The sequence below is a fragment of the Acidovorax kalamii genome, from assembly GCF_002245625.1.
Classification (GTDB): Bacteria; Pseudomonadota; Gammaproteobacteria; order Burkholderiales; family Burkholderiaceae_C; genus Acidovorax; species Acidovorax kalamii.
On the sequence record NZ_NOIG01000010.1, the window covers coordinates 243,557 to 265,671 of the forward strand.

22 protein-coding genes are annotated in these 22,115 nt (G+C 65.2%); 17 read left to right on the forward strand and 5 right to left on the reverse strand.

Going from position 1 to position 22,115, the window contains the following annotated elements; all coding sequences use genetic code 11:
• Positions 1-74: 74 nt before the first annotated feature.
• Positions 75-1,745, forward strand: a complete 1,671-nt coding sequence (locus CBY09_RS16355) for a methyl-accepting chemotaxis protein (protein ID WP_094290645.1) — start codon at positions 75-77, stop codon at positions 1,743-1,745.
• 60 nt (positions 1,746-1,805) lie between these two features.
• Here the strand turns inward: CBY09_RS16355 and CBY09_RS16360 are convergent, their stop codons facing one another.
• Entirely contained in the window at positions 1,806-3,506 is a 1,701-nt protein-coding gene (locus CBY09_RS16360; protein ID WP_094290646.1) for an electron transfer flavoprotein-ubiquinone oxidoreductase, read from the reverse strand.
• A 139-nt stretch (positions 3,507-3,645) separates the two neighbouring features.
• Between CBY09_RS16360 and CBY09_RS16365 the strand changes: the two genes are divergently transcribed.
• Both CBY09_RS16365 and CBY09_RS16370 read left to right on the forward strand, forming a co-directional pair.
• Entirely contained in the window at positions 3,646-4,428 is a 783-nt protein-coding gene (locus CBY09_RS16365; RefSeq protein ID WP_094290647.1) for an SDR family oxidoreductase, read from the forward strand.
• The gene (locus tag CBY09_RS16370) at positions 4,425-4,853 is read left to right on the forward strand and encodes an acyl-CoA thioesterase (protein ID WP_094290648.1); all 429 of its coding nucleotides are present in this window, start codon (positions 4,425-4,427) and stop codon (positions 4,851-4,853) included. Before CBY09_RS16365 ends, CBY09_RS16370 begins: the two co-directional genes overlap by 4 nt.
• A 6-nt stretch (positions 4,854-4,859) precedes the next feature.
• Here CBY09_RS16370 and CBY09_RS24145 read toward each other — a convergent pair whose 3' ends face one another.
• From CBY09_RS24145 to CBY09_RS16385, 3 genes are all read right to left on the reverse strand, one after another.
• The gene (locus tag CBY09_RS24145; RefSeq protein ID WP_094290649.1) at positions 4,860-5,864 is read right to left on the reverse strand and encodes a beta propeller repeat protein; all 1,005 of its coding nucleotides are present in this window, start codon (positions 5,862-5,864) and stop codon (positions 4,860-4,862) included.
• Between the two features lie 69 nt (positions 5,865-5,933).
• The gene (locus tag CBY09_RS16380; protein WP_094290650.1) at positions 5,934-6,509 is read right to left on the reverse strand and encodes a peroxidase-related enzyme; all 576 of its coding nucleotides are present in this window, start codon (positions 6,507-6,509) and stop codon (positions 5,934-5,936) included.
• A gap of 45 nt (positions 6,510-6,554) precedes the next feature.
• Entirely contained in the window at positions 6,555-7,376 is an 822-nt protein-coding gene (locus CBY09_RS16385) for an IclR family transcriptional regulator (protein ID WP_420807456.1), read from the reverse strand.
• 146 nt (positions 7,377-7,522) lie between these two features.
• On the opposite strand from CBY09_RS16385, the gene CBY09_RS16390 reads away from it, so the two are divergent.
• From CBY09_RS16390 to CBY09_RS16445, 12 genes are all read left to right on the forward strand, one after another.
• On the forward strand, positions 7,523-8,515 hold the full coding sequence (locus tag CBY09_RS16390) for a Bug family tripartite tricarboxylate transporter substrate binding protein (RefSeq protein ID WP_094290651.1): 993 nt from the start codon (positions 7,523-7,525) through the stop codon (positions 8,513-8,515).
• Between the two features lie 48 nt (positions 8,516-8,563).
• Positions 8,564-9,472 carry an amidohydrolase family protein gene (locus CBY09_RS16395; protein ID WP_094290652.1) on the forward strand — a complete coding sequence of 303 codons (909 nt, stop codon included), beginning with the start codon at positions 8,564-8,566 and terminating at the stop codon, positions 9,470-9,472.
• Positions 9,473-9,505: 33 nt separating this feature from the next.
• Positions 9,506-10,504, forward strand: coding sequence for a Bug family tripartite tricarboxylate transporter substrate binding protein (locus CBY09_RS16400; protein WP_094290738.1), 999 nt, complete (start codon positions 9,506-9,508; stop codon positions 10,502-10,504).
• 57 nt (positions 10,505-10,561) lie between these two features.
• Positions 10,562-11,248 carry an RraA family protein gene (locus CBY09_RS16405; protein ID WP_094290653.1) on the forward strand — a complete coding sequence of 229 codons (687 nt, stop codon included), beginning with the start codon at positions 10,562-10,564 and terminating at the stop codon, positions 11,246-11,248.
• Positions 11,245-12,177 (forward strand): NAD(P)-dependent oxidoreductase, encoded by a 933-nt coding sequence (locus CBY09_RS16410; RefSeq protein WP_094290654.1) that lies wholly within the window; start codon positions 11,245-11,247, stop codon positions 12,175-12,177. Before CBY09_RS16405 ends, CBY09_RS16410 begins: the two co-directional genes overlap by 4 nt.
• 147 nt (positions 12,178-12,324) lie before the next feature.
• Positions 12,325-13,284 carry a tripartite tricarboxylate transporter substrate binding protein gene (locus tag CBY09_RS16415; RefSeq protein WP_094290655.1) on the forward strand — a complete coding sequence of 320 codons (960 nt, stop codon included), beginning with the start codon at positions 12,325-12,327 and terminating at the stop codon, positions 13,282-13,284.
• A 13-nt stretch (positions 13,285-13,297) separates the two neighbouring features.
• Positions 13,298-14,296, forward strand: coding sequence for a Bug family tripartite tricarboxylate transporter substrate binding protein (locus CBY09_RS16420; RefSeq protein ID WP_094290656.1), 999 nt, complete (start codon positions 13,298-13,300; stop codon positions 14,294-14,296).
• A gap of 21 nt (positions 14,297-14,317) precedes the next feature.
• Positions 14,318-15,289 carry a Bug family tripartite tricarboxylate transporter substrate binding protein gene (locus tag CBY09_RS16425; protein WP_094290657.1) on the forward strand — a complete coding sequence of 324 codons (972 nt, stop codon included), beginning with the start codon at positions 14,318-14,320 and terminating at the stop codon, positions 15,287-15,289.
• Positions 15,286-16,170, forward strand: a complete 885-nt coding sequence (locus CBY09_RS16430; RefSeq protein ID WP_094290658.1) for an amidohydrolase family protein — start codon at positions 15,286-15,288, stop codon at positions 16,168-16,170. Before CBY09_RS16425 ends, CBY09_RS16430 begins: the two co-directional genes overlap by 4 nt.
• A gap of 34 nt (positions 16,171-16,204) precedes the next feature.
• On the forward strand, positions 16,205-17,122 hold the full coding sequence (locus CBY09_RS16435) for an SMP-30/gluconolactonase/LRE family protein (protein WP_094290739.1): 918 nt from the start codon (positions 16,205-16,207) through the stop codon (positions 17,120-17,122).
• Between the two features lie 173 nt (positions 17,123-17,295).
• Positions 17,296-19,491, forward strand: coding sequence for a catalase/peroxidase HPI (gene katG / locus CBY09_RS16440; protein WP_094290659.1), 2,196 nt, complete (start codon positions 17,296-17,298; stop codon positions 19,489-19,491).
• Between the two features lie 115 nt (positions 19,492-19,606).
• Positions 19,607-20,005, forward strand: coding sequence for a carboxymuconolactone decarboxylase family protein (locus CBY09_RS16445; protein WP_094290660.1), 399 nt, complete (start codon positions 19,607-19,609; stop codon positions 20,003-20,005).
• Between the two features lie 76 nt (positions 20,006-20,081).
• On the opposite strand, the gene CBY09_RS16450 is transcribed toward CBY09_RS16445, so the two are convergent.
• The gene (locus tag CBY09_RS16450) at positions 20,082-20,627 is read right to left on the reverse strand and encodes a PAS and helix-turn-helix domain-containing protein (protein ID WP_094290661.1); all 546 of its coding nucleotides are present in this window, start codon (positions 20,625-20,627) and stop codon (positions 20,082-20,084) included.
• A 76-nt stretch (positions 20,628-20,703) separates the two neighbouring features.
• Here CBY09_RS16450 and CBY09_RS16455 point away from each other — a divergent pair, with 76 nt between their 5' ends.
• On the forward strand, positions 20,704-21,411 hold the full coding sequence (locus CBY09_RS16455) for a CoA transferase subunit A (protein ID WP_094290662.1): 708 nt from the start codon (positions 20,704-20,706) through the stop codon (positions 21,409-21,411).
• A 2-nt stretch (positions 21,412-21,413) separates the two neighbouring features.
• Positions 21,414-22,052: a 3-oxoacid CoA-transferase subunit B gene (locus tag CBY09_RS16460; RefSeq protein WP_094290663.1), complete on the forward strand. Its 639-nt coding sequence runs from the start codon at positions 21,414-21,416 to the stop codon at positions 22,050-22,052.
• Positions 22,053-22,115 lie beyond the last annotated feature (63 nt).

Genomic DNA, 22,115 nt, shown 5'->3' on the forward strand with positions numbered 1-22,115 from the left:
CTGCTGCCAGCGCTGCCCTCGGCCTCGCCCCGGTTCCGCTGGGCGCGGGGCATGGATGAACCAGGAGAACACGCATGAATTACTTGCCCGCTACATCTGGTGTGTCTCAAGGCACCTCCCTGTCTGGAACGCGTGTGGATGCGGCCCATCCGGCGCCACGGGCCGACGCGGCCCCGGCGCCCGTAGCGGCCCGGCGGCGCAGCCGCAACCTGAGCGTGGGCCAGAAGCTCGCCGCCAGCTTTGGCATCCTGGGCCTGGCCGTGGCGCTGCTGGGGGCCACTACCTGGTTGACGGGTAAGGGCACCGGCCGCCAGGCTGCACTGCTGACGGCGGAGCAGCTGCCCATCGAACGCTCGGTGCGCGACTGGAAAACGCAATCGGTGGCCATTGGCCAGATTGCGCTGCGCGCCACGCTGTCGTCGGATGTGTTCCCGCTGGTGGCCGAAATGCGCACGCAGCTGGCTGCCGAAGATGCCCAGCGCAAGCGCATCGAGGCGGCATTGGCCCAGGCATCGACCGCCGAAAGCACCAAGCCCCTGTGGGCCCAGGCTCAGGCGGAGCGGCAGCGCTATGCGGTGCTGCGCGATGCGCTGGTCCAGAACGCGCTCGAAGCCAAAATCATCAGCCAGAAGGAGCTGCAGGAGCATGCCGCCGCCCTGGCCCAGTACCTCCAGACCATCGACCAGCTGCTCGCTGCGTCCGAGCAGGCGTCTTTGCGGGCGGGCGACAGCATGATGCGCGACGCCTCGCGCGCGCAGTGGATCAGCGCGATTGCCGTGTTGGTGGTGGTGGGGCTGTCGGCGCTGTTTGGCTGGCTGCTGCGCCGCTCCATCGTGCTGCCGCTGCGCCAGGCGTCCGACGCCGCTGCCGTGGTGGCGCGGGGCGATCTCACGGTGCGCATGGACACACAGCGTACCGACGAGATCGGCCAGTTGCTCGTGGCGCTCAACCGCATGGTGGAGTCCTTGCACTACGTGGTGACCGAGGTGCGCGACTCGGGCGAGTCCATCCATGTGGCCAGCTCCGAAGTGGCGGCGGGAAACACCGACCTGAGCATGCGCACCGAACACGCCGCCAGCAACCTGCAGCAGACGGCGGCCAGCATTTCCCAGCTGGCGCAAATGGTGGCGGCCAATGCCGACAGCACGCGCCAGGCCAATGCCCTGGCGCTCAACGCTACCGAGGTGGCCAGCAAGGGCGGCGAAGTGGTCCACCAGGTGGTCAAGACCATGGAAGAGATCAACGCCAGCAGCAAGAAGATTGCCGACATCGTGGGCATCATCGACGGCATTGCGTTCCAGACCAACATCCTGGCGCTCAACGCTGCCGTGGAGGCCGCGCGGGCGGGCGAGCAGGGGCGTGGCTTTGCCGTGGTGGCCAGCGAGGTGCGTGGCCTGGCCGGGCGCAGCGCCAATGCGGCGCGCGAGATCAAGGCGCTCATCTCTGACAGCGTGGCCAAGGTAAGCGATGGCGCCAAACTGGTGGTGACTGCGGGCTCCACCATGGGGGACATCGTGCACAGCGTGGAGCGCGTGACCACGCTGATGTCCGAGATCAACGAGGCCAGCAGCGAGCAGAGCACGCAGATCGGCCAGGTGAGCCAGGCGGTGGACCAGCTCGACCACATGACCCAGCAGAACGCCGCGCTGGTGGAAGAGGGCGCGGCGGCAGCGCAAAGCCTCAAGGACCAGGCCAACCGGCTGGCCGGGGCCATGGGGCAGTTTCAGCTCGCCCGGGCAGTGTAAAAATCGATAAAAAAGGGGCCCTGCGCGGGCCCCTCAAGCATTGTTTGCTATCAATTTTGATTACATGCCCGAGTAGTTCGGGCCGCCGCCGCCTTCGGGGGTGACCCATACGATGTTCTGCGTGGGGTCCTTGATGTCGCAGGTCTTGCAGTGCACGCAGTTCTGCGCGTTGATCTGCAGGCGTTGGGCGTTGCCGCCCTTGGCTTCGTCGGCCACAAACTCGTACACCCCGGCAGGGCAGTAGCGGGCCTCGGGGCCTGCGTACTTGCTCAGGTTGATGTTGACCGGCACGCTCGCGTCCTTGAGCGTGAGGTGGGCGGGCTGGTTCTCTTCGTGGTTGGTGTTGCTGATGAATACGCTGGAGAGGCGGTCAAACGTGAGCTTGCCATCGGGCTTGGGGTAGACGATGGGCTTGCACTCGGCAGCGGGCTTCAGGTAGGCGTGGTCTGGCTTGTCGCGGTGCAGCGTCCAGGGGATGTGGCCGCGCAGCACGAACTGCTCGAAACCGTTCATCAGTGTGGCCGTGGTCAGGCCGTACTTGAACCAGTTCTTGAAGTTGCGGTCCTTGTTCAGCTCGGTGTAGAGCCAGCTCTTTTCAAAGGCTTCGGGGTAGGCCGTCAGCTCGTCGTGCTGGCGGCCTGCCACCACGGCGTCATAGGCGGCTTCGGCGGCCAGCATGCCGGTCTTGATGGCGGCGTGGCTGCCCTTGATGCGGCCCACGTTCAGGTAGCCCGCATTGCAGCCCACCAGGGCGCCGCCCGGGAACACCGTCTTGGGCAGGGCGTTGATGCCGCTGGCGTTGATGGCGCGCGCGCCATACGACAGGCGCTTGGCCGTGATCTCGCCCTTCTCGTTCTCGAAGTAGTAGCGGACGTTGGGGTGCGTCTTCCAACGCTGGAATTCCTCGAACGGGCTCAGGTAAGGGTTGGCATAACCCAGGCCGGTGACGAAGCCCAGGGCCACCTTGTTGCCCTCCAGGTGGTACAGGAAGGCGCCGCCGTAGGTGTCGTTCTCCATGGGCCAGCCCGCGGTGTGCATCACAAAACCGGGCTGGTGCTTCTTGGGGTCGATTTCCCACAGTTCCTTCACGCCGATGCCAAAGCTTTGGGGGTCGCGGTGCTTGTCGAGGTGGAACTTGGCGATCAGCTGCTTGCCCAGGTGGCCGCGTGCGCCTTCGGCAAACACGGTGTACTTGCCCAGCAGCTCCATGCCCAGCTGGAAGTTCTCGGTGGGCTCGCCGTCCTTGCCGATGCCCATATTGCCGGTGGCCACGCCCTTGACAGAGCCGTTGTCGTTGTAGAGCACTTCGGCAGCGGTGAAACCGGGGAAGATCTCCACGCCCAGGGCTTCGGCCTGTTCGCCCAGCCACTTGGTCAGGTTACCCAGGCTGATGATGTAGTTGCCATGGTTCTGCGCAAACGGCGGCAGGAACATGTTGGGCACGCGAAAGCCCGATTTTTCAGACAGGAAGATGTAGGCGTCGTCGGTGACGGGCTGGTTCAGCGGAGCGCCGCGCTTCTTCCAGTCGGGGATCAGCTCGGTCAGAGCCTTGGGGTCCATGATGGCGCCCGACAGAATGTGCGCGCCGGGCTCGGAGCCTTTTTCGAGCACCACGACCGAGACATCCTGGCCTTTTTCGGCCGCCAATTGCTTCAGGCGGATGGCTGTGGCCAAGCCGCCAGGGCCGCCGCCAACGACCACCACGTCGTATTCCATGGATTCGCGGGGGCCATATTGGGCGAGGATTTCTTCGTTTGTCATGGGCTTCTCGTCGGGCGTTTGATAATGGACTATTGTCGGCAGAGCATGGGCCGGACCCTGTCTGTCTGGCGACTGATTGTATTCACGGAATATGGACAATCGAACGACCGTTCTTTTTTGATCAGTGGGGAGACTCTAAATGGCATACAGCATCGACTTGTCGGGCCGCGTCGCTTTCATCACCGGCGCATCGAGTGGCCTGGGCGCGCAGTTTGCGCGCACCCTGGCGCGTGCCGGAGCCGGGGTGGTGCTGGCCAGCCGCCGGGTAGAAAAGCTCAAGGAACTGCGCGCCCGCATCGAAGGCGAGGGCGGTGACGCCCATGTGATCGAGCTGGACGTGACCGACCATGCCTCCATCAAATCCGCCGTGGCCCATGCCGAGACCGAGATGGGCTCCATCGACATCCTGATCAACAACTCGGGCGTGAGCACCACGCAACGCCTGCAGGACGTGACGCCCGAGGACTACGACTTCATCTTTGACACCAATGTGAAGGGCGCGTTCTTTGTGGCGCAAGAGGTCGGCAAGCGCATGCTGGCCCGCTCGCGCGGTGCGGCGCCGGGCAGCTTCACCGGTGGGCGCATCATCAACATCGCCTCGATGGCAGGCCTCAAGGTGCTGCCGCAGATCGGCGCCTACTGCATGAGCAAGGCCGCCGTGGTGCAGATGACCCGGGCCATGGCCATGGAGTGGGGCAAGTTCGGCATCAACACCAATGCCATCTGCCCGGGCTACATCGACACCGAAATCAACCACCACCACTGGGACACCGAGCAAGGCCAGAAACTCATCGCCATGCTCCCGCGCAAGCGCGTGGGCAGCCCGCAGGACCTGGACGCGCTGCTGGTCATGCTGGCCAGCGACCAGAGCCATTTCATCAACGGCGCGGTGATTGCGGCGGACGATGGCTTCGCTGTATGAAGATCGAAATCCCCGAGGTCAAAAAGCTGGTCTTTGAGACGCGCTTCCCCGTGCGCTGGGGCGACATGGACGCAATGGGCCACGTCAACAACACGGTGTACTTTAGGTACCTGGAAACCGCGCGCATCGACTGGATGGTGTCGGTGGGCTGCAACCCCGACCCGCGCGGGCAGGGGCCGGTCATCGTCAATGCGTTCTGCAACTTCTACAAGCAGCTCGAATACCCGGCCGATGTGCTGCTCAAGCTCTACGTGAGCGACCCGGGCCGCACCACGTTCGAGACCTGGGGCACGATGGAACGCGCCGACCAGCCGGGCGTGATCTGCGCGGCAGGCGGGGCCACCACCATCTGGGTGGACTTCCCGCAGCAGAAGGCGGCACCGCTACCGGACTGGATGCGGGCGCTGGTTGCGGCTGACGCGTAGGCCCTGTCAGCCCTGCCTGGTGAAAGCGAGCCTGTCTATGACCGGCGTCCACCGCTGGCCATCGAAGACCGTGGCGCCGTAGATGCCCGCCAGGAGCATCACGCCGTCACCCACTGACAGATTGCCTGCGCAGGAATGCACCGCGTGCGGCACGTCCGCCTCTACCAGTTCGCCCCCGGCGATCTGCCAAAGGCCATAGTCCGAGGTGCACCAGACCCTGCCGCCGTACCAGACCATGTCCTTGAACGGCAGCGTCATACGGCCCTCGTGGATGATTTCCCAACGGTCTTCCCGGCCTCGGAGCACCGAGCCGCCCTGGGCGCCAACATAAACATGGCCGTCACCTGCGCAACACACGTTGTGCAGCAGCATTCTGGACGGCAACGCGCACTGCAGCCAGCGATGCCCGTTGTATCGCCATAGGTCTCCGTAGCCGCCAGCGGCATACAGATCGTTGGAAGCAAACCCGTCCACAGACTGGAAGCCCCAGTCCGTGCCAAATTCGAGGCTTTTCCCCGTGCCGGGTTTGGGAAGGATGGAATCGGCGCACAGTGATTCCCATTGATCTACGCCGATTCGGCGGGCGATGGTGCGCCATGGCCCCGCCACATAGACATGGCCAAACAGTGTCGAGGCGCACGTGATGGAGCCACGACGAGGCCCATCGGGGCCATACTCAATTTGCTGCTCCATGTCATTTTTGCCACCACCCAGAACGGCCACTTCGCCCGTGCTGTCAATCAACACAGCCTGTTCGACAGGGTGATGGGCAACGGCCAGCTTGGAGCGTAGAAATCCCAGGTATTGACCACAACCGATGCGGCGTGTGGGCTCGGCATTGACAAAGAAGTTGATCAGACGAATTTGTTTGCCGGTGTCTGAGTCTTGTGAACACCCCTCGTCTGGCTGGTTTTCCCTGAGCAGAAAACTGAACGTGTCACGCGACCTGACAGCGGCGTCTGTCAGGCTGTATCCCTGGAAAAAAGTCTGGTACTCCAGCTCGTTCAGCATTAATGGGCTCTCCTTGCAAGGGCTCCATTGCTTGCGGGTGAAGCGCCGGAGCGGTCGTCAGGCCGGGTGTCAGGCCTTTTGTTTCGGCACCCGTCCCATCAGATAGAACTCGGGGTTGGGCAACATGCCTGCAAAGCTGGCCATGCGGTTGCTCAGCCCAAAGAACGCGGTGATGGCCGCGATGTCCCAGATGTCCTCGTCGTCAAAGCCGTGGGCGTGCAGCGCAGCGAAGTCGGCGTCCTCGATCTCGTGCGAGCGCTGGCAGACCTTCATCGCAAAGTCGAGCATGGCGCGTTCGCGAGGGCTGATGTCGGCCTTGCGGTAGTTCACGGCCACCTGGTCGGCGATGAGGGGTTTCTTTTCATAAATGCGCAGGATCGCGCCGTGCGCCACCACGCAATACAGGCACTGGTTGGCCGCGCTGGTGGTGGTGACGATCATCTCGCGCTCGCCCTTGGTCAGGCTGCCTTCTTCTTTCAGCATGAGTGCATCGTGGTACGCGAAGAACGCGCGCCACTCGGCCGGGCGGCGCGCAAATGCCAGGAACACGTTGGGGATGAAACCCGCCTTCTCCTGCACTTCCACGATGCGTGCGCGGATGTCTTCGGGCAGGGTGTTCAGGTCGGGGAAGGGGTAGCGGCTCACGGCGGTCTCCTATGGTTGTTTGTGGTTCGGGTTGCGGGGCAAGTATCAGGGATGCCACTGGGTGGCTCGTACGGGGCTTTGCGCGGGTGCGGCCGAGTTGCCCGCCAGTGCATACGACAGCTGTGTGGCAGCCGCCATCACCGTCTGTGCCAGCGCTTCGAGTTTTTCCGCTGGCAGTCGCGATGCCGGGCCCGAGATGCACACCGAGCCCATCAGCCGCCAGTGCATGCCGAAGACTGGCGCCGACACGGTGGCCACACCCTGTTCGCGCTCGCCAATCGACCAGTGGTAGCCCTTCCTGCGGATCTCTTCGTAGGCCTTGCCCGGCTCGCCCGAAAACGCCAGGATCACGCGGCCTGGCGAGCCTTTGTCGAGTGGCAGGCCTTCGCCTATGCGGGCGTGGTGGCGCAGGGCCTGCGGGCCTTCCACGCGCACCAGGCAGGTCCGCACATTGCCTTCACGCACGTAAAAGGCAGCGCTTTCGCCCGTGGCAAGGGTCAGCTCACGCAGCGCGGGCTCCAGCACGTTCTGCACATCAAAACCGGCCTGGTAGCGCGCGCCCAGCCAGCCAGCAGCGGGCCCCAGGCGCCAGTCGCCGTCTTCGCGCTGCACCATGAAGCCCGACTGCGCCAGCGTGCGTGCCAGGCGCAGCACGGTGGTCTTGTGCAGGCTGCAGCGGCGGCTCAGCTCGGCCAGAGACAGGCTCGATTCACCCAGTGCAAACGCCTCCAGCACCTGCAGGGCGCGTGTGACGGCGATGACACCACCGCCAGGTTCTGCATCGGCCGGAGCCATGGGGTGGGGCGCGGGCGTAAGTGCGAGGGTGGGGGCGGGGGGCCGGGAGGGCTTGGTGGGACGGTTGCTCATGGCGCAATTCGTTTCATTGTATGCAACTGCATTGTATGGGTTGAAACGTCTGCGTACAGTCGCACCCACGGCGCTGGACCAGAACACGGATCACAACAAAGGCCCTGCAGACCGGCGTGACGAACCACCACAACGGAGACAAATCCATGACCGCCTTCACTTCACTTTCGCGCTCCCTGTGCGCTGCCATTCTGGGCCTGGCCGCCGCTGCAGTGCCCACCGGGGCCGCTCTGGCGCAGGCCTTTCCGGGCAAGCCCATCCGCCTCATCGTGCCGTTCCCGCCCGGCGGCGGCACCGACATGATTGCGCGCACCGTGGCGCAAAAGCTCACCGACCAGAACAAGTGGAACGTGATCGTGGACAACCGCCCCGGCGCAGGCGGCAACCTGGGGGTGGACGCCGCGGCCAAGTCGCCTGCCGATGGCTACACGCTGGTCATGGGCCAGACGAGCAACCTGGCCATCAACCCCACGCTCTATCCCAAGCTGCCCTACGACCCGATCAAGGACCTGGTGCCTGTGGCCCTCGTGTCGTCCTCGCCCATCGTGATGGCTGCGCCCGCCAATTCGCCCTTCAAGTCGTATGCCGATGTGGTGGCCGCCGCCAAGGGCAAGCCCGATGCGCTCACGCTGGGCTATTCAGGCAATGGCACTGTGGCCCACCTGGCGGGCGAGCTGGCGGAAGACGCGGCGGGCATCAAGCTGCGCCACATCCCCTACAAAGGCGCCGCCCAGGCCATGACGGACCTGGTGGGCGGGCAGATCGACCTGTACATGTCGTCCGTGCCCACGCTGCTGGGCCAGGTGCGCAACGGCAAGCTCAAGGTCATTGCCATCACCTCGGCCAAGCGCTCGCCCCAGCTGCCCGATGTGCCCACGCTGGCCGAGTCCGGCTACAAGGGCTTCGAGGCTGTGACCTGGTTCGGCATCCTGGCACCCGCCGGTACACCAGCCCCCATCGTGGCGCAGCTCAACAAGGCCATCAACGCGGCCCTGCAGCAGCCCGATGTGGCTGACAAGCTGCGTTCTGAAGGCGGTGAGGTGTTGGGCGGCACGGCCGAGCAGTTCAGCCAGCTGCTCAAAGCCGAAGTGCCGCGCTGGGCCAAGATCGTGAAGGATTCGGGCGCCAGCCTGGACTGACAGCGTCGCCCGCGCCGCAGCCCCACCCACGCTCACACAGCCATCGCCATGTCCCGCGATTGCCTTGTCACGCCCGTACCGTTCTCGGCGGGCACCACCGTGCCGCGCACGGCACTGCCCGCCCGGGCTTGCGACTGCCATGTGCATGTGTACGACCAGCGCTTTCCTGCCGCACCAGGCGCCAGGCTGCTGCCGCCCGATGCGTCAGCGCAGGACTACCGCGCGATGCAGCGGCGCATCGGCACCACGCGGGTGGTGCTGGTCACGCCCTCGACCTATGGCACCGACAACCGCTGCCTGCTTGCAGGGCTGGCCGCATTCGCAGCCATGGGCGTGGAGGCACGTGGCGTGGCGGTGATCGACGGGCACGAAAGCGATGCCGAGTTGCAGCAGCTGCACGCCGCCGGCGTGCGCGGCGTGCGGCTGAACCTGTCGCTGGGGGTGTCCGGCTCGGTGGATTCCATCGTGCCGCTGGCCCAGCGCATTGCGCCCTGGGGCTGGCATTTGCAGCTGCTGATGCCGCCGGATCTGCTGGCCGGGCTGGGCGCCGTGCTGCGGCAGTTGCCCGTGCCGCTGGTGTTTGACCACTTTGGGCGCATCCCCCCCGTGCAGGCCGCGCACCATGCCGCACATGCGGTGCTGCTGGGGCTGCTGCAAAGCGGGCAGGCGTGGGTGAAGCTGTCTGGTGGCTACATCGTGAGCAGCATGCATTCGGTGGAAGACCCGCTGCTGGATGCGCTGGCCGCCAGCTACCTGCACTGTGCGCCCGGGCGTGTGCTGTGGGGCAGCGACTGGCCACACGCCACGGCAACGGCTGGCGTACAGCCCCTGCCCGATGACGCCCGCCAGGTGGACCGCCTCGCGGACTGGACCGCAGCCTGCGGCGGCCCCGCGCTGCTGCGCCAGGTGCTTGTGAATAACCCGCAGGCGCTCTACGGCTTCGGCCGACCGCTGTGAAACCCCTTGTTTGATTGTTTGGAAGGCATTGCCATGACCCCCACTTCACGCCCCCTCCATCACATCTCCCGTCGCAGCCTGCTGGCCCTGGGGGGCGCCATGCTGGCCGCCCCTGCATGGGCCCAGGCCGACTGGCCCGGCGGCAAACTCATAACCTGGGTTGTGCCGTACCCTGCAGGCGGCAGCACCGACGTGCTGGGCCGCAACATCGCGCAGCGCCTGGGCCCGGCATTGGCCACCAACGTGGTCGTGGACAACAAGGCGGGCGCCACCGGCACCATTGGCGCAGCCTTTGTGGCCAAGGCGCAGCCAGACGGCCTGACGCTGCTGGGCACCTCCATCGGCCCGCAGGCGATTGCGCCGCACCTCATGCCCAAACTGCCTTACGACCACATTGCGGCGTTCGAGCCCGTGGTCACCGTGGGCACCATCCCGCACATCCTGGTGGTGGGGGCCAACCAGCCGTTCAAGACCGTGGCCGACCTGCTGGCCGCAGCCAAGGCGCAGCCGGGCAAGCTGGCGTTTGCCTCGGGCGGCAACGGCACCATCCTGCAGATGCAGGGCGAGCTGCTGCAGCAGCAAACCGGCGCGCGCTTCATCCATGTGCCCTACAAGGGCGACACCCCGGCGCTGCAGGACACGCTGGCCGAGCAGGTGCAGTTCATGTTTGCACCCGCCGCCGCCGCGCTGCCCCATGTACAGGCGGGCAAGCTGCGTGCGCTGGCCGTCACGTCGGCCCAGCGCCTCAAGTCGCTGCCATCCGTGCCCACGATGGGCGAGGTCGGCATGAAGGACTTTGTGGTGGAGCAGTGGCAGGCCGTTTTCGCGCCCGCCAGGACGCCCACGGCCGTGGTGCAGCGCCTGAACCAGGAAATCAACAAGGCCCTGAAAGACCCTGCCGTGGTGGCCCTGGCCGACAAGCTGGGCGTGACGCTGGTGGGGGGCACGCCCCAGCAGCTGGGCGACCTGCAAAAGGCCGACTCCGCCAAGTGGGCCAAGGTGATCAAAGACGGAAACATCCAGGCCGACTGATGGGTGCGCCTGCCAGCCCCCTCCACCCCTTTTACTTTTCTACCTGATGGAACAACCATGAACCAACTCCCTGAAATCATCCGCACCATCGAGCGTGTGGGCGCCGACGTCGTGGCCAAAGCCTCCACCTTCCAGGCCGCCATCCTGTCCGACGTGGCAGGCCGCCGCGGCACCATGCATGGCCGCGTGGCGCCTGTGCACCAGAGCATGAAGGTGGCTGGCCCCGCCTTCACCGTGGAGGTGCGCCCCGGCGACAACCTCATGATCCACGCTGCCATCGCCCTGGCCCAGCCGGGCGACGTGCTGGTGATCGACGGCAAGGGCGACCAGACCGCCGCGCTGATGGGCACGCTGATGCTCAGCGCGTGCAAGAAGCGCGGCCTGGCAGGTGTGATCGTGGATGCGTCCATCCGCGACAAGCTGGAGATTCTGGAACTGGACTTCCCGGTGTTCAGCGCGGGCTTCAACCCCGCAGGCCCCACCAAATTTGTGCCCGGCCGCATCAACCACCCCATCAGCGCCGGTGGCGCCACCGTGAACCCCGGTGACCTGGTGGTGGGCGACGCCGATGGCGTGGTCGTCATCGAGCGCCAAAAAGCCCCCGCCATGATGGCCCTGGCAGACAAGAAGGTGGCCGACGAAGCCGCCCGCATCGAAGCCATTGCCCGGGGCGACACCGCCGCGAAGTGGCTGCCCGCCGCCCTGCGCGCCGCTGGCGTGCTGAAAGAAGGAGAAACCCTGTGAGCCAGCCCACCATCATCGTCACTGGCGCCGATCTGGCGCAACAAGCCCTCGACCTGCTCACGGGCTACGCAATCGTCTATGCAGGCAAGGCGCCGACGGAAGAGGACCTGGTGGCCTTGTGCCGCACGCACAACCCTGTGGCCATGATCGTGCGCTACGGCAAGGTCGGCGCTGCGGTGATGGACGCAGCCCCTGCGCTCAAGGTCATCTCCAAGCATGGCAGCGGCACCGACACCATCGACAAGGTCGCCGCCAAAGCCCGTGGCATTGAAGTGGTGGCCGCCGTGGGCGCCAACGCCGCCGCCGTGGCCGAGCAGGCGCTGGCGCTGCTGATGGCCTGCGCCAAATCGGTGGTGCAACTCGATGCGCGCATGCACGCCGGCCACTGGGACAAGGCCACGCACAAGAGCCTGGAACTGGGTGGCCGCACCGTGGGCCTGGTGGGCCTGGGCGCCATCGGCCTGCGCTTTGCCAAGATGGCCGACGCCCTGGGCATGCGCGTGATCGGCTTCGATCCGTTTGCCAAAAACCTGCCCGCGTACGTACAGGTGGTGGACCTGGAGACCATCTGGCGCGAGTCAGATGCCATTTCGCTGCACTGCCCGCTGACCGACGACAACCGGGGCATGCTCAACGCCACCACGCTGGCGCAATGCAAGCGCGGCGTGATTGTGGTGAACACCGCACGCGGCGGTCTGATCGACGAGGCTGCGTTGCTGGCGGCCGTGCGCTCGGGCCAGGTCATGGCTGCGGGGCTCGACAGCTTTGCGGTGGAGCCCATGACGGCAGGCCACCCATTCCAGGGCGAGAAGAACTTCGTCCTCAGCCCCCACATCGGCGGTGTGACGAGCGACGCCTACGTGAACATGGGCGTGGGCGCCGCGAAGAATCTGCTGGCCGTGCTGGCACGCAGCGCCGTGGCTGCCTGATCGCATATTCCCATCCACAACAACAAAGGGGCCGGTGCCGCGCACGCTGAAGCGTTGTGCGGCACCGGCCCCCTGGAGACAAGAAACATGCAACAAAACTTCAAGAAAAATAGGCCGATAGCGCTCGTAAATAAAGCGCTGGCAGCTATGGTTTTGGTAGTAACCGGCGCTGCAGGCACGCTAGGCGCAGCGCCTGCGCAGGCCCAAGGAGCCTGGCCGGACAAGCCCCTCAAGCTGGTGGTGCCGTACCCTGCTGGCGGCAATGCCGACAACACCGCACGCCTGCTGGCCACGCAACTAGGCCAGCGCCTGGGCCAGCAGGTGGTGGTGGACAACCGCCCTGGCGGCAGCGGCACGATTGGTGCCACGGCTGTGGCCAAGGCCCCGGCCGATGGCTACACGCTGCTGCTCGATGCCACGGCCTTCACCGTCAACCCCAGCCTGTTCCCCAAGCTGCCGTTTGATGCGACCAAAGACTTTGCGCCCATCTCGCTGGTGCTGCAGGTGCCACTGCTCATGGTGGTGCCCGCCAACTCGCCCTTCCAGTCGGTGGCCGATGTGGCCAAGGCCGCCAAGGCGCGGCCAGGCCACTTGACCTACGCATCGGCTGGCAACGGCGGCGCGCAGCATCTGGCGGGCGAGCTGTTCAAGCAGGGACAAAAAGTGGCCATCACCCATATCCCGTACCGAGGCGGGGCGCCCGCGCTCACTGATCTGATCGGTGGGCAGGTGGATGTGATGTTCAGTGCCACCACGGCCAGCGGCCCATTCGTCAAAAGCGGCAAGCTGCGGGCGCTGGCCATCTCGTCGCCCCGCCGCGCCGAGGGATGGGAGTCCGTGCCCACCGTGGCCGAGTCGGGCGTGCCCGGTTTTCAGGTCAGCGAGTGGAACGGCTTGTTCGCCCCCGCAGGCACACCGCGCCCTGTGCTGGAGCGGCTGGAGGCCGAAACCCGTGCCATCGTGGCCAGCCCCGAGATGAAGAAGCGCTTTGCCGAACTGGGTGTGCAGGGCGTGGGTTCCAGCGCGCAGGAGTTCAGCGCCTTCTTGAAAGCCGAAACCACCAAGTGGGCCGAGGTGATTCGCACTGCTGGCATCCGCATGGATTGAGGGAGTCTTCGCCATGTTGGAGCAAAAAATGCCTTTGGCGCCTATCAGTCAAGCGCTAGTAGCTATTGTTTTGGTAGCATCTGGCACCGCCCAGGCGCAAACGGGCGCAGCGACCTACCCGACCAAGCCCGTGAAGCTGGTGGTGGGCTTTGCCGCAGGCGGCCCCACCGATGTGGTGGCGCGCGCGTTTGCCGACCACGCCAGCAAGGCGCTGGGCCAGCCGTTCATCATCGACAACAAGCCGGGCGCGGGCACCATCATTGCCGCGCAGGCCGTGGCCAGTGCACCGGCCGATGGCTACACGCTGCTGTTTGGCGCCACCAACCACGCCATGATTCCGGGGCTGTACCAGGGCCGTATCAAGTTTGACGCGGTGAAGTCTTTCCGCCCGCTGTGCACGGTGGCCAGCAGCCCCACGGTGCTGGTGGTGGCCCCCAGCCTGCCGGTGAAGACCCTGGCCGACTATCAGGCCAAGGCCCGCGCCGAGCCCGGCCGCGTGACCGCAGGCACGGCCGGAGTGGGCAGCTCAGGCCACTTTGCCACCGAGATGTTTGCCCGTGCCCAGGGCCTGCAGCTCAACCATGTGCCCTACAAGGGCGCTGCACCCGTGGTGACGGACCTGATGGGCGGCCAGCTCGACAGCTCGTTTGCCACCTTGGGCTCGGTGCTGCCGCAGATCCAGAGCGGCAAGCTGCGTGTGCTGGCCGTGGGCGCACCTAAGCGCTCAACCCTGGTGCCCGACGTGCCGACGTTTGCCGAGGCAGGCGGTGGCAAATACGCTGCCGACGTGTGGTACGGCGTGCTGGCCCCCGCAGGCCTGCCCGAGCCCATTGCCCAGGCGCTGGAGCGCACGGCGGCCGACTTTGCCAAGAGCGCATCGGCCATCGACAAGCTGCGTGGCCTGGGGCTGGACGCCGAATCGGTCTGCGGCAATGCCTTTGCCAGCCGCGTGGCCCGCGAAGTGACCACCTATGGCCAGATGGCCAAAGCGCTCGACCTCAAAGCAGATTGAGCTACATACAAGGAGACTCTCATGCAACGCATTCACACCTCACTGGGCGCAGCCCTTGCGCTGACCTTCGCTATGGCCCATGCCATGGCACAAACCGCCTACCCGGACAAAGCCGTCAAGATCGTGGTGCCATACCCACCCGGCGGTGCGGTCGATCAGGTGACCCGACGCATTGCCCAAAAGCTCACAGAGCAAACCGGCCAGAGCTTCTTTGTCGAAAACAAGGCGGGTGGCACGGGCACCATCGGTGCCAACCAGGTGGCGCGTTCGCCGGGCGATGGCTACACGCTTTTGGCCAATGACACCACCTACTCCATCCTGCCCCAGGTGTTCAAGAAGCTGCCTTGGGACTACGCCAACGACCTGGTGCCTGTGGCCGGTTTCAACTTCGCCCCCACCACCGTGGTGGTGGCCGCCAACTCCCCGTTCAAAACACTGGGCGATCTGGTGGCGTATTCCCAAGCCAACCCGGGCAAGCTCAACTACGGCACCGGCGGAGCGGGCACCATGCCCCACTTCGCCACAGAAGCATTGCAAGGTGCCAGCGGCCTCAAGGCCACCCACGTGCCCTTCAAAGGCGCTGGGGAAGCCACCTTGGCGTTGCTGGGCGGGACCATCGACTTCCAGATTGCATCGACCCCAGGCGTGATGGGGCAGGTGCGTGGCGGCAAGGTGCGCCTGCTGGCAGTGAGCGGCGAGCAGCGGCTCAAGGCTGTGCCCGATGTGCCCACGTTTGCCCAAGCGGGTGCGCCGGGCTACAAAGTGGTCAATTTCACCGGCCTGTGGGCTCCCAAGGGCACGCCAGAGGCGGTACTGGACAAGCTGCGCCAGGAAATCACCAAAGCCATGGCCAGTGCCGATCTTCAGACCTTTGCTACAGACCTCGGCGCCGTGCCCAGCGTGCTCAGTGGAACTGCCTTTGCGGACAAGCTGAAGGCAGATGCCCAGCTATGGGAGTCTGTGGCGGTCAAAGTGGGTATTGAAAAGCAATGACCCCCGTGCCCCACTCGGTGGGCCTGAACCGCCCGCAGCGCCAGCTGCCGCCCGGCGCTTGCGACAGCCACATGCACATCTTTGACCCGCGCTTTGCGCCATCGAGCCACTGGCCGCGCACGCCGCCGGTGGCGCCTGTGGCGGCGTATCGTCAGCTTCAGGAGCGGCTGGGCACCACGCGCACGGTGGTGGTCACGCCCTCCACCTACGGCACTGACAACGCCTGCACGCTGGATGCGCTGGACCAGCTGGGCGACGCTGCGCGCGGCGTGGCCGTGGTGGGTGAGGGTGTGAGCGCGGATGAACTGGCCCATCTGGCCGTACGCCGCGTGCGCGGGCTGCGGGTCAACTTTGTCTCGCCGCAATCGTGGGGCACCACCACGCCTGAAATGCTGGCCACGCTGGCGCGCAAGGTGGCCGAGCACCCGGCCTGCGCGGGCTGGCATATCCAGATTTTTGTGCACCCTGAGCAACTCATCGAGTTGGCGCCCCAGTTGCAAACCCTGCCCGTGCCGTTGGTCATCGACCACCTGGGCCGCATCGACCCGGCTGAAGGCCCCGCTGCGCAGGCCTATGGCGTGGTGCGCAGGCTGCTGGATGGTGGCAACACCTGGGTCAAGCTCTCGGGCGCCTACATGCGATCAACCGTGCATGGCCCCAGTTATGCAGATACCCTGCCGTTGGGCCAGGCCCTGGTGCAGGCCGCGCCCGACCGCCTGGTGTGGGGCAGCGACTGGCCGCACACCACCGAGACACCCGGCACCGTGAACGACGCCGATCTGGTGGACCTGCTGCAGGCCTGGGCTGGCAGCGACGCGTCCATGGACCGTATCCTGGTCGACAACCCGGCGCGGCTGTATGGTTTTGATGCCGCTGCTTGAGCGACCCTCACTGAACGATCCGAAAGCCTCCGCCATGTTTTTGCTGCAAGCCCCGGAGGTCCGGGACCTCGACGTCTTCACCACCATGCCCGAGCACTTTCGCCGCCGCGAGCGCAGCGACTGGGCCGATGCCAACCGGGGCGGCACCATCACCGATTCGTTCCTCGAAGGCCCGGTGTTCGATGAGGCTGGCAACCTGTACGTCAGCGACATCCCCTGGGGTCGCGTTTTCCGCATCAACCCCCAAGGCGAATGGACGCTCGTGGCCGAGTACGACGGTGAGCCCAACGGCCTGAAGTTCTTGAAGCCTGGCGCGCTGCTCATCACCGATTACAAGAACGGCCTGATGCAGCTCGACGAGACCACGGGCGCCGTCACCCCGTACCTTCAGCGCCGCAACAGCGAGCGCTTCAAGGGGGTGAACGACCTGATCTTTGACGCGGAAGGTAACCTGTATTTCACCGACCAGGGCCAAAGCGGCTTGCACGACCCGAGTGGCCGTCTGTACCGCCTGCGGGCCAACGGACAGCTCGACTTGCTGCTGCACAACGTGCCCAGCCCCAACGGCGTGGCTCTGTCGCCCGATGGCCGCGTGCTCTATCTGGCTGTGACGCGTGGCAACTGCGTGTGGCGCGTGCCGCTGCTGCCCGATGGCAGCGTGGCCAAGGTCAGCCAGTTCTTTACCTCATATGGCCCCAGTGGCCCGGACGGCTTGGCTGTGGATACCGAAGGCCGCTTGCTGGTGGCCAACCCCGGCCTGGGCTATGTGTGGGTGCTCAACCACCGGGCGGAGCCAGTGCAGGTGCTGCGCGGCGCGCCGGGTAGTTCCACCACCAATCTCGCCTTTGGCGGGGCAGGGCGCACCACGGTGTATGTCACGGACTCCACCCATGGGCGCATCTTGCGGGCTGACATGGGTGCACCCGGACTGCCGCTGGCGCGCTTGCGTTGAAGCTGGCAACACAGCTTCAGCCAACCTGGGGTTCAGGGAAATCAATGGTGTTTCAATGTTCTATTGAAATTGGCTATTAATGGGATTCAATCGATTCAATTTACCTGTCATCGATTGCTTCCTACCATCTGCCCTGTTGATGCGTTCATTCACGTTCTTACAGGAGATGCCCCATGACCACCGAAGCCAAGTGCCCCTTTGACCACACCAAGGCCGTGCCCACGGGCCCCCGCAATGCCGACTGGTGGCCCAACCAGCTCAATCTCCGCCCCCTGAACCAGAACTCGCCGCTGACCGACCCGATGGGAGACGGCTTCAATTACGCCGAGGAATTCAAGAGCCTCGATCTTGCAGCGCTCAAGGCCGACCTGCGCGCCCTGATGACCGACTCGCAGGACTGGTGGCCCGCAGACTTTGGTCACTACGGCCCGCTATTTGTGCGCATGGCCTGGCACAGCGCGGGCACCTACCGCCTGGCGGACGGGCGTGGTGGCGCAGGGGCTGGGCAGCAGCGTTTTGCGCCGCTCAACAGCTGGCCCGACAACGCCAATCTGGACAAGGCCCGCCGCCTGCTCTGGCCGGTCAAGCAGAAATACGGCCGCAAGATTTCGTGGGCCGACCTGATGATCCTCGCGGGCAACGTGGCGCTGGAATCCATGGGCTTCAAGACCTTTGGTTTTGCTGGTGGCCGCCCCGACGTGTGGGAACCCGATGAAAACGTGTACTGGGGCGCAGAATCCACCTGGCTGGGCGGCGACAAGCGTTACAGCGGCGAGCGCGACCTGGCCAACCCCTTGGCCGCCGTGCAGATGGGGCTGATCTACGTGAACCCCGAGGGCCCCAACGGCAACCCCGACCCCATCGCCGCCGCACGCGACATCCGCGACACCTTCGCGCGCATGGCCATGGACGATGAAGAAACGGTGGCGCTGATTGCTGGCGGCCATACCTTTGGCAAGACCCATGGTGCGGGCGACGCGGCCCTGGTGGGCAAGGAGCCCGAGGGTGCAGGCATCGAGGAGCAGGGCCTTGGCTGGAAGAGCAGCCATGGGTCAGGCAAGGGGGGCGACACCATCACCAGTGGCCTGGAAGTGACCTGGACCACCACGCCTACACAGTGGAGCAACAACTTCTTTGAAAACCTGTTCGGCTACGAATGGGAGTTGACCAAGAGCCCGGCGGGCGCCCACCAGTGGACCGCCAAGGGGGCTGCGGCGACGATCCCGCACGCACACGACCCGTCGAAAAAGCTGGTGCCCACCATGCTCACCACCGACCTGTCGCTGCGCTTTGACCCGGCCTACGAAAAGATTTCGCGCCGCTTTTTGGCCCACCCTGAGCAGTTTGCCGACGCGTTTGCGCGTGCCTGGTTCAAGCTCACGCACCGCGACATGGGCCCCCGTGCGCGGTACCTGGGCGCTGAAGTGCCCGCCGAAGTGCTGGTGTGGCAAGACCCGATCCCGGCAGTGGACCACGCACTGGTCGATGCACAGGATATTGCTGCGCTCAAGGCCCAGGTGCTGGCATCGGGCCTGTCCATTTCGGAGCTGGTGTCCACGGCGTGGGCCTCGGCCTCCACCTTCCGGGGCGGCGACAAGCGCGGCGGCGCCAATGGCGCGCGCATCCGCCTTGCACCGCAGAAGGACTGGGCCGTGAACCAGCCTGTACAACTGGCCAAGGTGCTAGGCCGGCTCGAAGCCATCCAGCGCGACTTCAATGCCGCGCAGACCGGCGGCAAGAAGATATCGCTGGCCGACCTTATCGTGCTGGCCGGTGGCGCCGCCGTCGAGGCCGCAGCGAAGCATGCCGGGCAGGATGTGACCGTGCCTTTCACCCCCGGCCGCACCGATGCCTCGCAGGAGCAGACCGATGTGCCGTCGTTCGAGGTCATGGAGCCTGTGGCCGATGGTTTCCGCAACTACGTGCGCCCCGGCCTGGAAGGCGCTGTGGCCGAGTTGCTGGTAGACCGCGCCAACCAGCTGACCCTGACCGCGCCGGAAATGACGGTGCTGGTGGGTGGCCTGCGCGTGCTGGGTGCCAATGTAGGGCAGACGGCCCATGGTGTCTTTACGCAGCGCCCCGGCACCTTGAGCAACGATTTCTTCGTGAACCTGCTCGACATGCGCACCCAGTGGCAGAAGTCCGCCACCTCGGCGGGTGTGCTGGAAGGTGTGGACCGCAGCACAGGCGCCAAAAAATGGACCGGCATGGTGGCCGATCTGGTGTTTGGCTCCAACTCCGTGCTGCGCGCGCTGGCCGAGGTCTATGCCAGCAGCGATGCGCAGGCGGTGTTTGTGCAGGACTTCGTCCGCGCCTGGACCAAGGTGATGAACCTGGACCGGTTTGACTTGGCGGCCGCCAAGGCCTGAGCGTTGTGCCGATGCCTCCTGCAGATCCTGATGGACGTTGCAGGGGGCGTTTTTCTTTGTGCGTGGACGGGGCCGCTACGATGGTGGCCCCCAAAGAACCGAACCAGAGAGCCGCATGACGCAACCACCCACCCCCTCCATCAAGGACTTCGACAAAGGTCTGGCCACACGCAAGCAGGTCATGGGCGAGGACTTCGTCGCCAATGCCTTTGGCAATGCCACGGAGTTCACCCAGCCGATCCAGGAGTTCATCACCCGCAATGCTTGGGGCGATGTGTGGCAGCGGCCGGGGCTGGACATGAAGACGCGCAGCCTGATCACCGTGGCTTTTCTCACGGCACTGGGCAAGCAGCACGAGCTCAAGGGCCATGTGCGCGGCGCGCTCAACAATGGCGCCACATCGGCCGAGATCCAGGAGGTGCTGCTGCACGCCAGCATCTATTGCGGCCTGCCTGCGGCGGTGGAGGCCTTCCGCACGGCGGCCGAGGTGATCGACGGGCCCAAGAGGGGCTGACGATGCGGTCTTTGGTTTGGACTGCTGCCTGTCGCCCATAGAACTGGCTGTACCCAGCCAGTGCTACCGTGGGAGCCTATCCACCCGCCAGCAGCTTGTGCACCAGGTCGGCGGCGGTGGATGCGTTGTACTTGCGCATGAGGCGCGCGCGGTAGATCTCCACGGTGCGGTGGCTGATCTCCAGCGCCCGGCCGATCTCCTTGGAGGTCAGGCCTTCCAGCAGGCGTGCGGCCACCTCGCGCTCGCGGCCTGTGAGTTCGGCCTTCACGGTGCGCTGCGAACTCAGGTCTTCAAAGCTCCAGATGCCAGAAGCGTGCGGATTTTCGCGGTTGAGCGCGCGGCCCGACACATGGCACCAGAACACCTCGCCGTTGGCGCGCTTCATGATGCGGTTGTCCGCATAGTGGCCTTTGGCGTTCAGGATGGGCTCCATGTGCGCTCCCAAGCGTTCGTACTCGTCGGCGCTTGGGTACAGTACCTGGAACGACTGGCCGATGAGCACCTCGCGCGAGGCGCCGAACATCTCGCAGACATGGCGGTTGCAGTCGACCATGGTGCGGTTGCGTGACAGCACCAGCCCCACGGGGGCCATGTCGAAAGCCAGTCGGTAGTCAACGTCCATAGTGCAAGTCTTTACGAGAAACTACTTATTTAGATACGTAGTATCGTAGCGCATCCCAATTCATAAGGAGATCGTGGTGAACAAGATATTCCCCTCCGCAGCCGAAGCCCTGAAGGGCGTGGTTGCAGACGGCCAGCTCATGGCCGTGGGCGGTTTCGGGCTGTGTGGCATTCCCGAGGCCCTGATCGACGCGTTGCGCGATTCGGGTGCGAAGAACCTCACCGTGATCTCCAACAACGCGGGCGTGGACGGCTTCGGCCTGGGCAAGCTGCTGGAAACCCGCCAGATCAAGAAGATGATCTCGTCCTATGTGGGCGAGAACAAGGAGTTTGAGCGCCAGTACCTGGCGGGCGAGCTGGAGCTGGAATTCACCCCCCAGGGCACGCTGGCCGAAAAGCTGCGCGCTGGCGGCGCCGGAATCCCGGCCTTCTTCACCAAGACCGGCGTGGGCACCATCGTGGCCGAGGGCAAGGAGCTGCGCGAATTTGACGGCGAAACCTACGTGATGGAGCGTTCCCTGGTGCCTGAGGTCTCGCTGGTCAAGGCGGACGTGGCCGACAAGTCGGGCAACCTGCGCTTCAACCTGACGGCGCGCAACTTCAACCCCGCCGCCGCCACTGCAGGCAAGGTCTGCATCGTCGAAGTGGAAAAGATCGTGGAAGTGGGCGAGCTGGCCCCCGACGACATCCACCTGCCCGGCATCTATGTGCACCGCATCGTGCTCAATGCCAACCCCGAAAAGCGCATCGAAAAGCGCACGATCACCGAGAAAGCAGGAGCCTGACCATGCCGTGGACCCAAGACCAGATGGCCGCTCGTGCGGCACAAGAACTCGAAGACGGTTTCTATGTGAACCTGGGCATCGGCATTCCCACGCTGGTGGCCAATTTCACCGGTGACAAGGAAGTGTGGCTGCAGTCCGAGAACGGCATGCTGGGCATCGGCCCCTTCCCGACCGAAGACAAGGTGGACCCAGACCTGATCAACGCGGGCAAGCAGACGGTGACCACCATCAAGGGCTCGTCCATCTTCGGCAGCGACCAGTCGTTTGCCATGATCCGTGGCGGCAAGATCAACCTGTCCATCCTGGGCGCCATGCAGGTCAGCGAAAAGGGCGACCTGGCCAACTGGATGATTCCCGGCAAGATGGTCAAGGGCATGGGCGGTGCGATGGACCTGGTGGCCGGCGTCAAGCGCGTGATCGTGCTCATGGAGCATGTCGCCAAGAAGAAGGACGGCGCCGAAGACCTGAAGATCCTGCCCGCCTGCACGTTGCCGCTCACGGGCGTGGGTGTGGTGGACCGCATCATCACCGACCTGGCCGTGCTGGACGTGACGCCACAAGGTCTCAAGCTGGTGGAGTTGGCACCAGGAGTAACGTTTGAGGCGTTGCAAGCCAAGACCGGTGTGACCATCCTGCAGTAACAAAGGCTGCACTTTTCCGTGAATGGTCTGGCGACAGCCCATCACATGAGGCCGGGGCCTGGG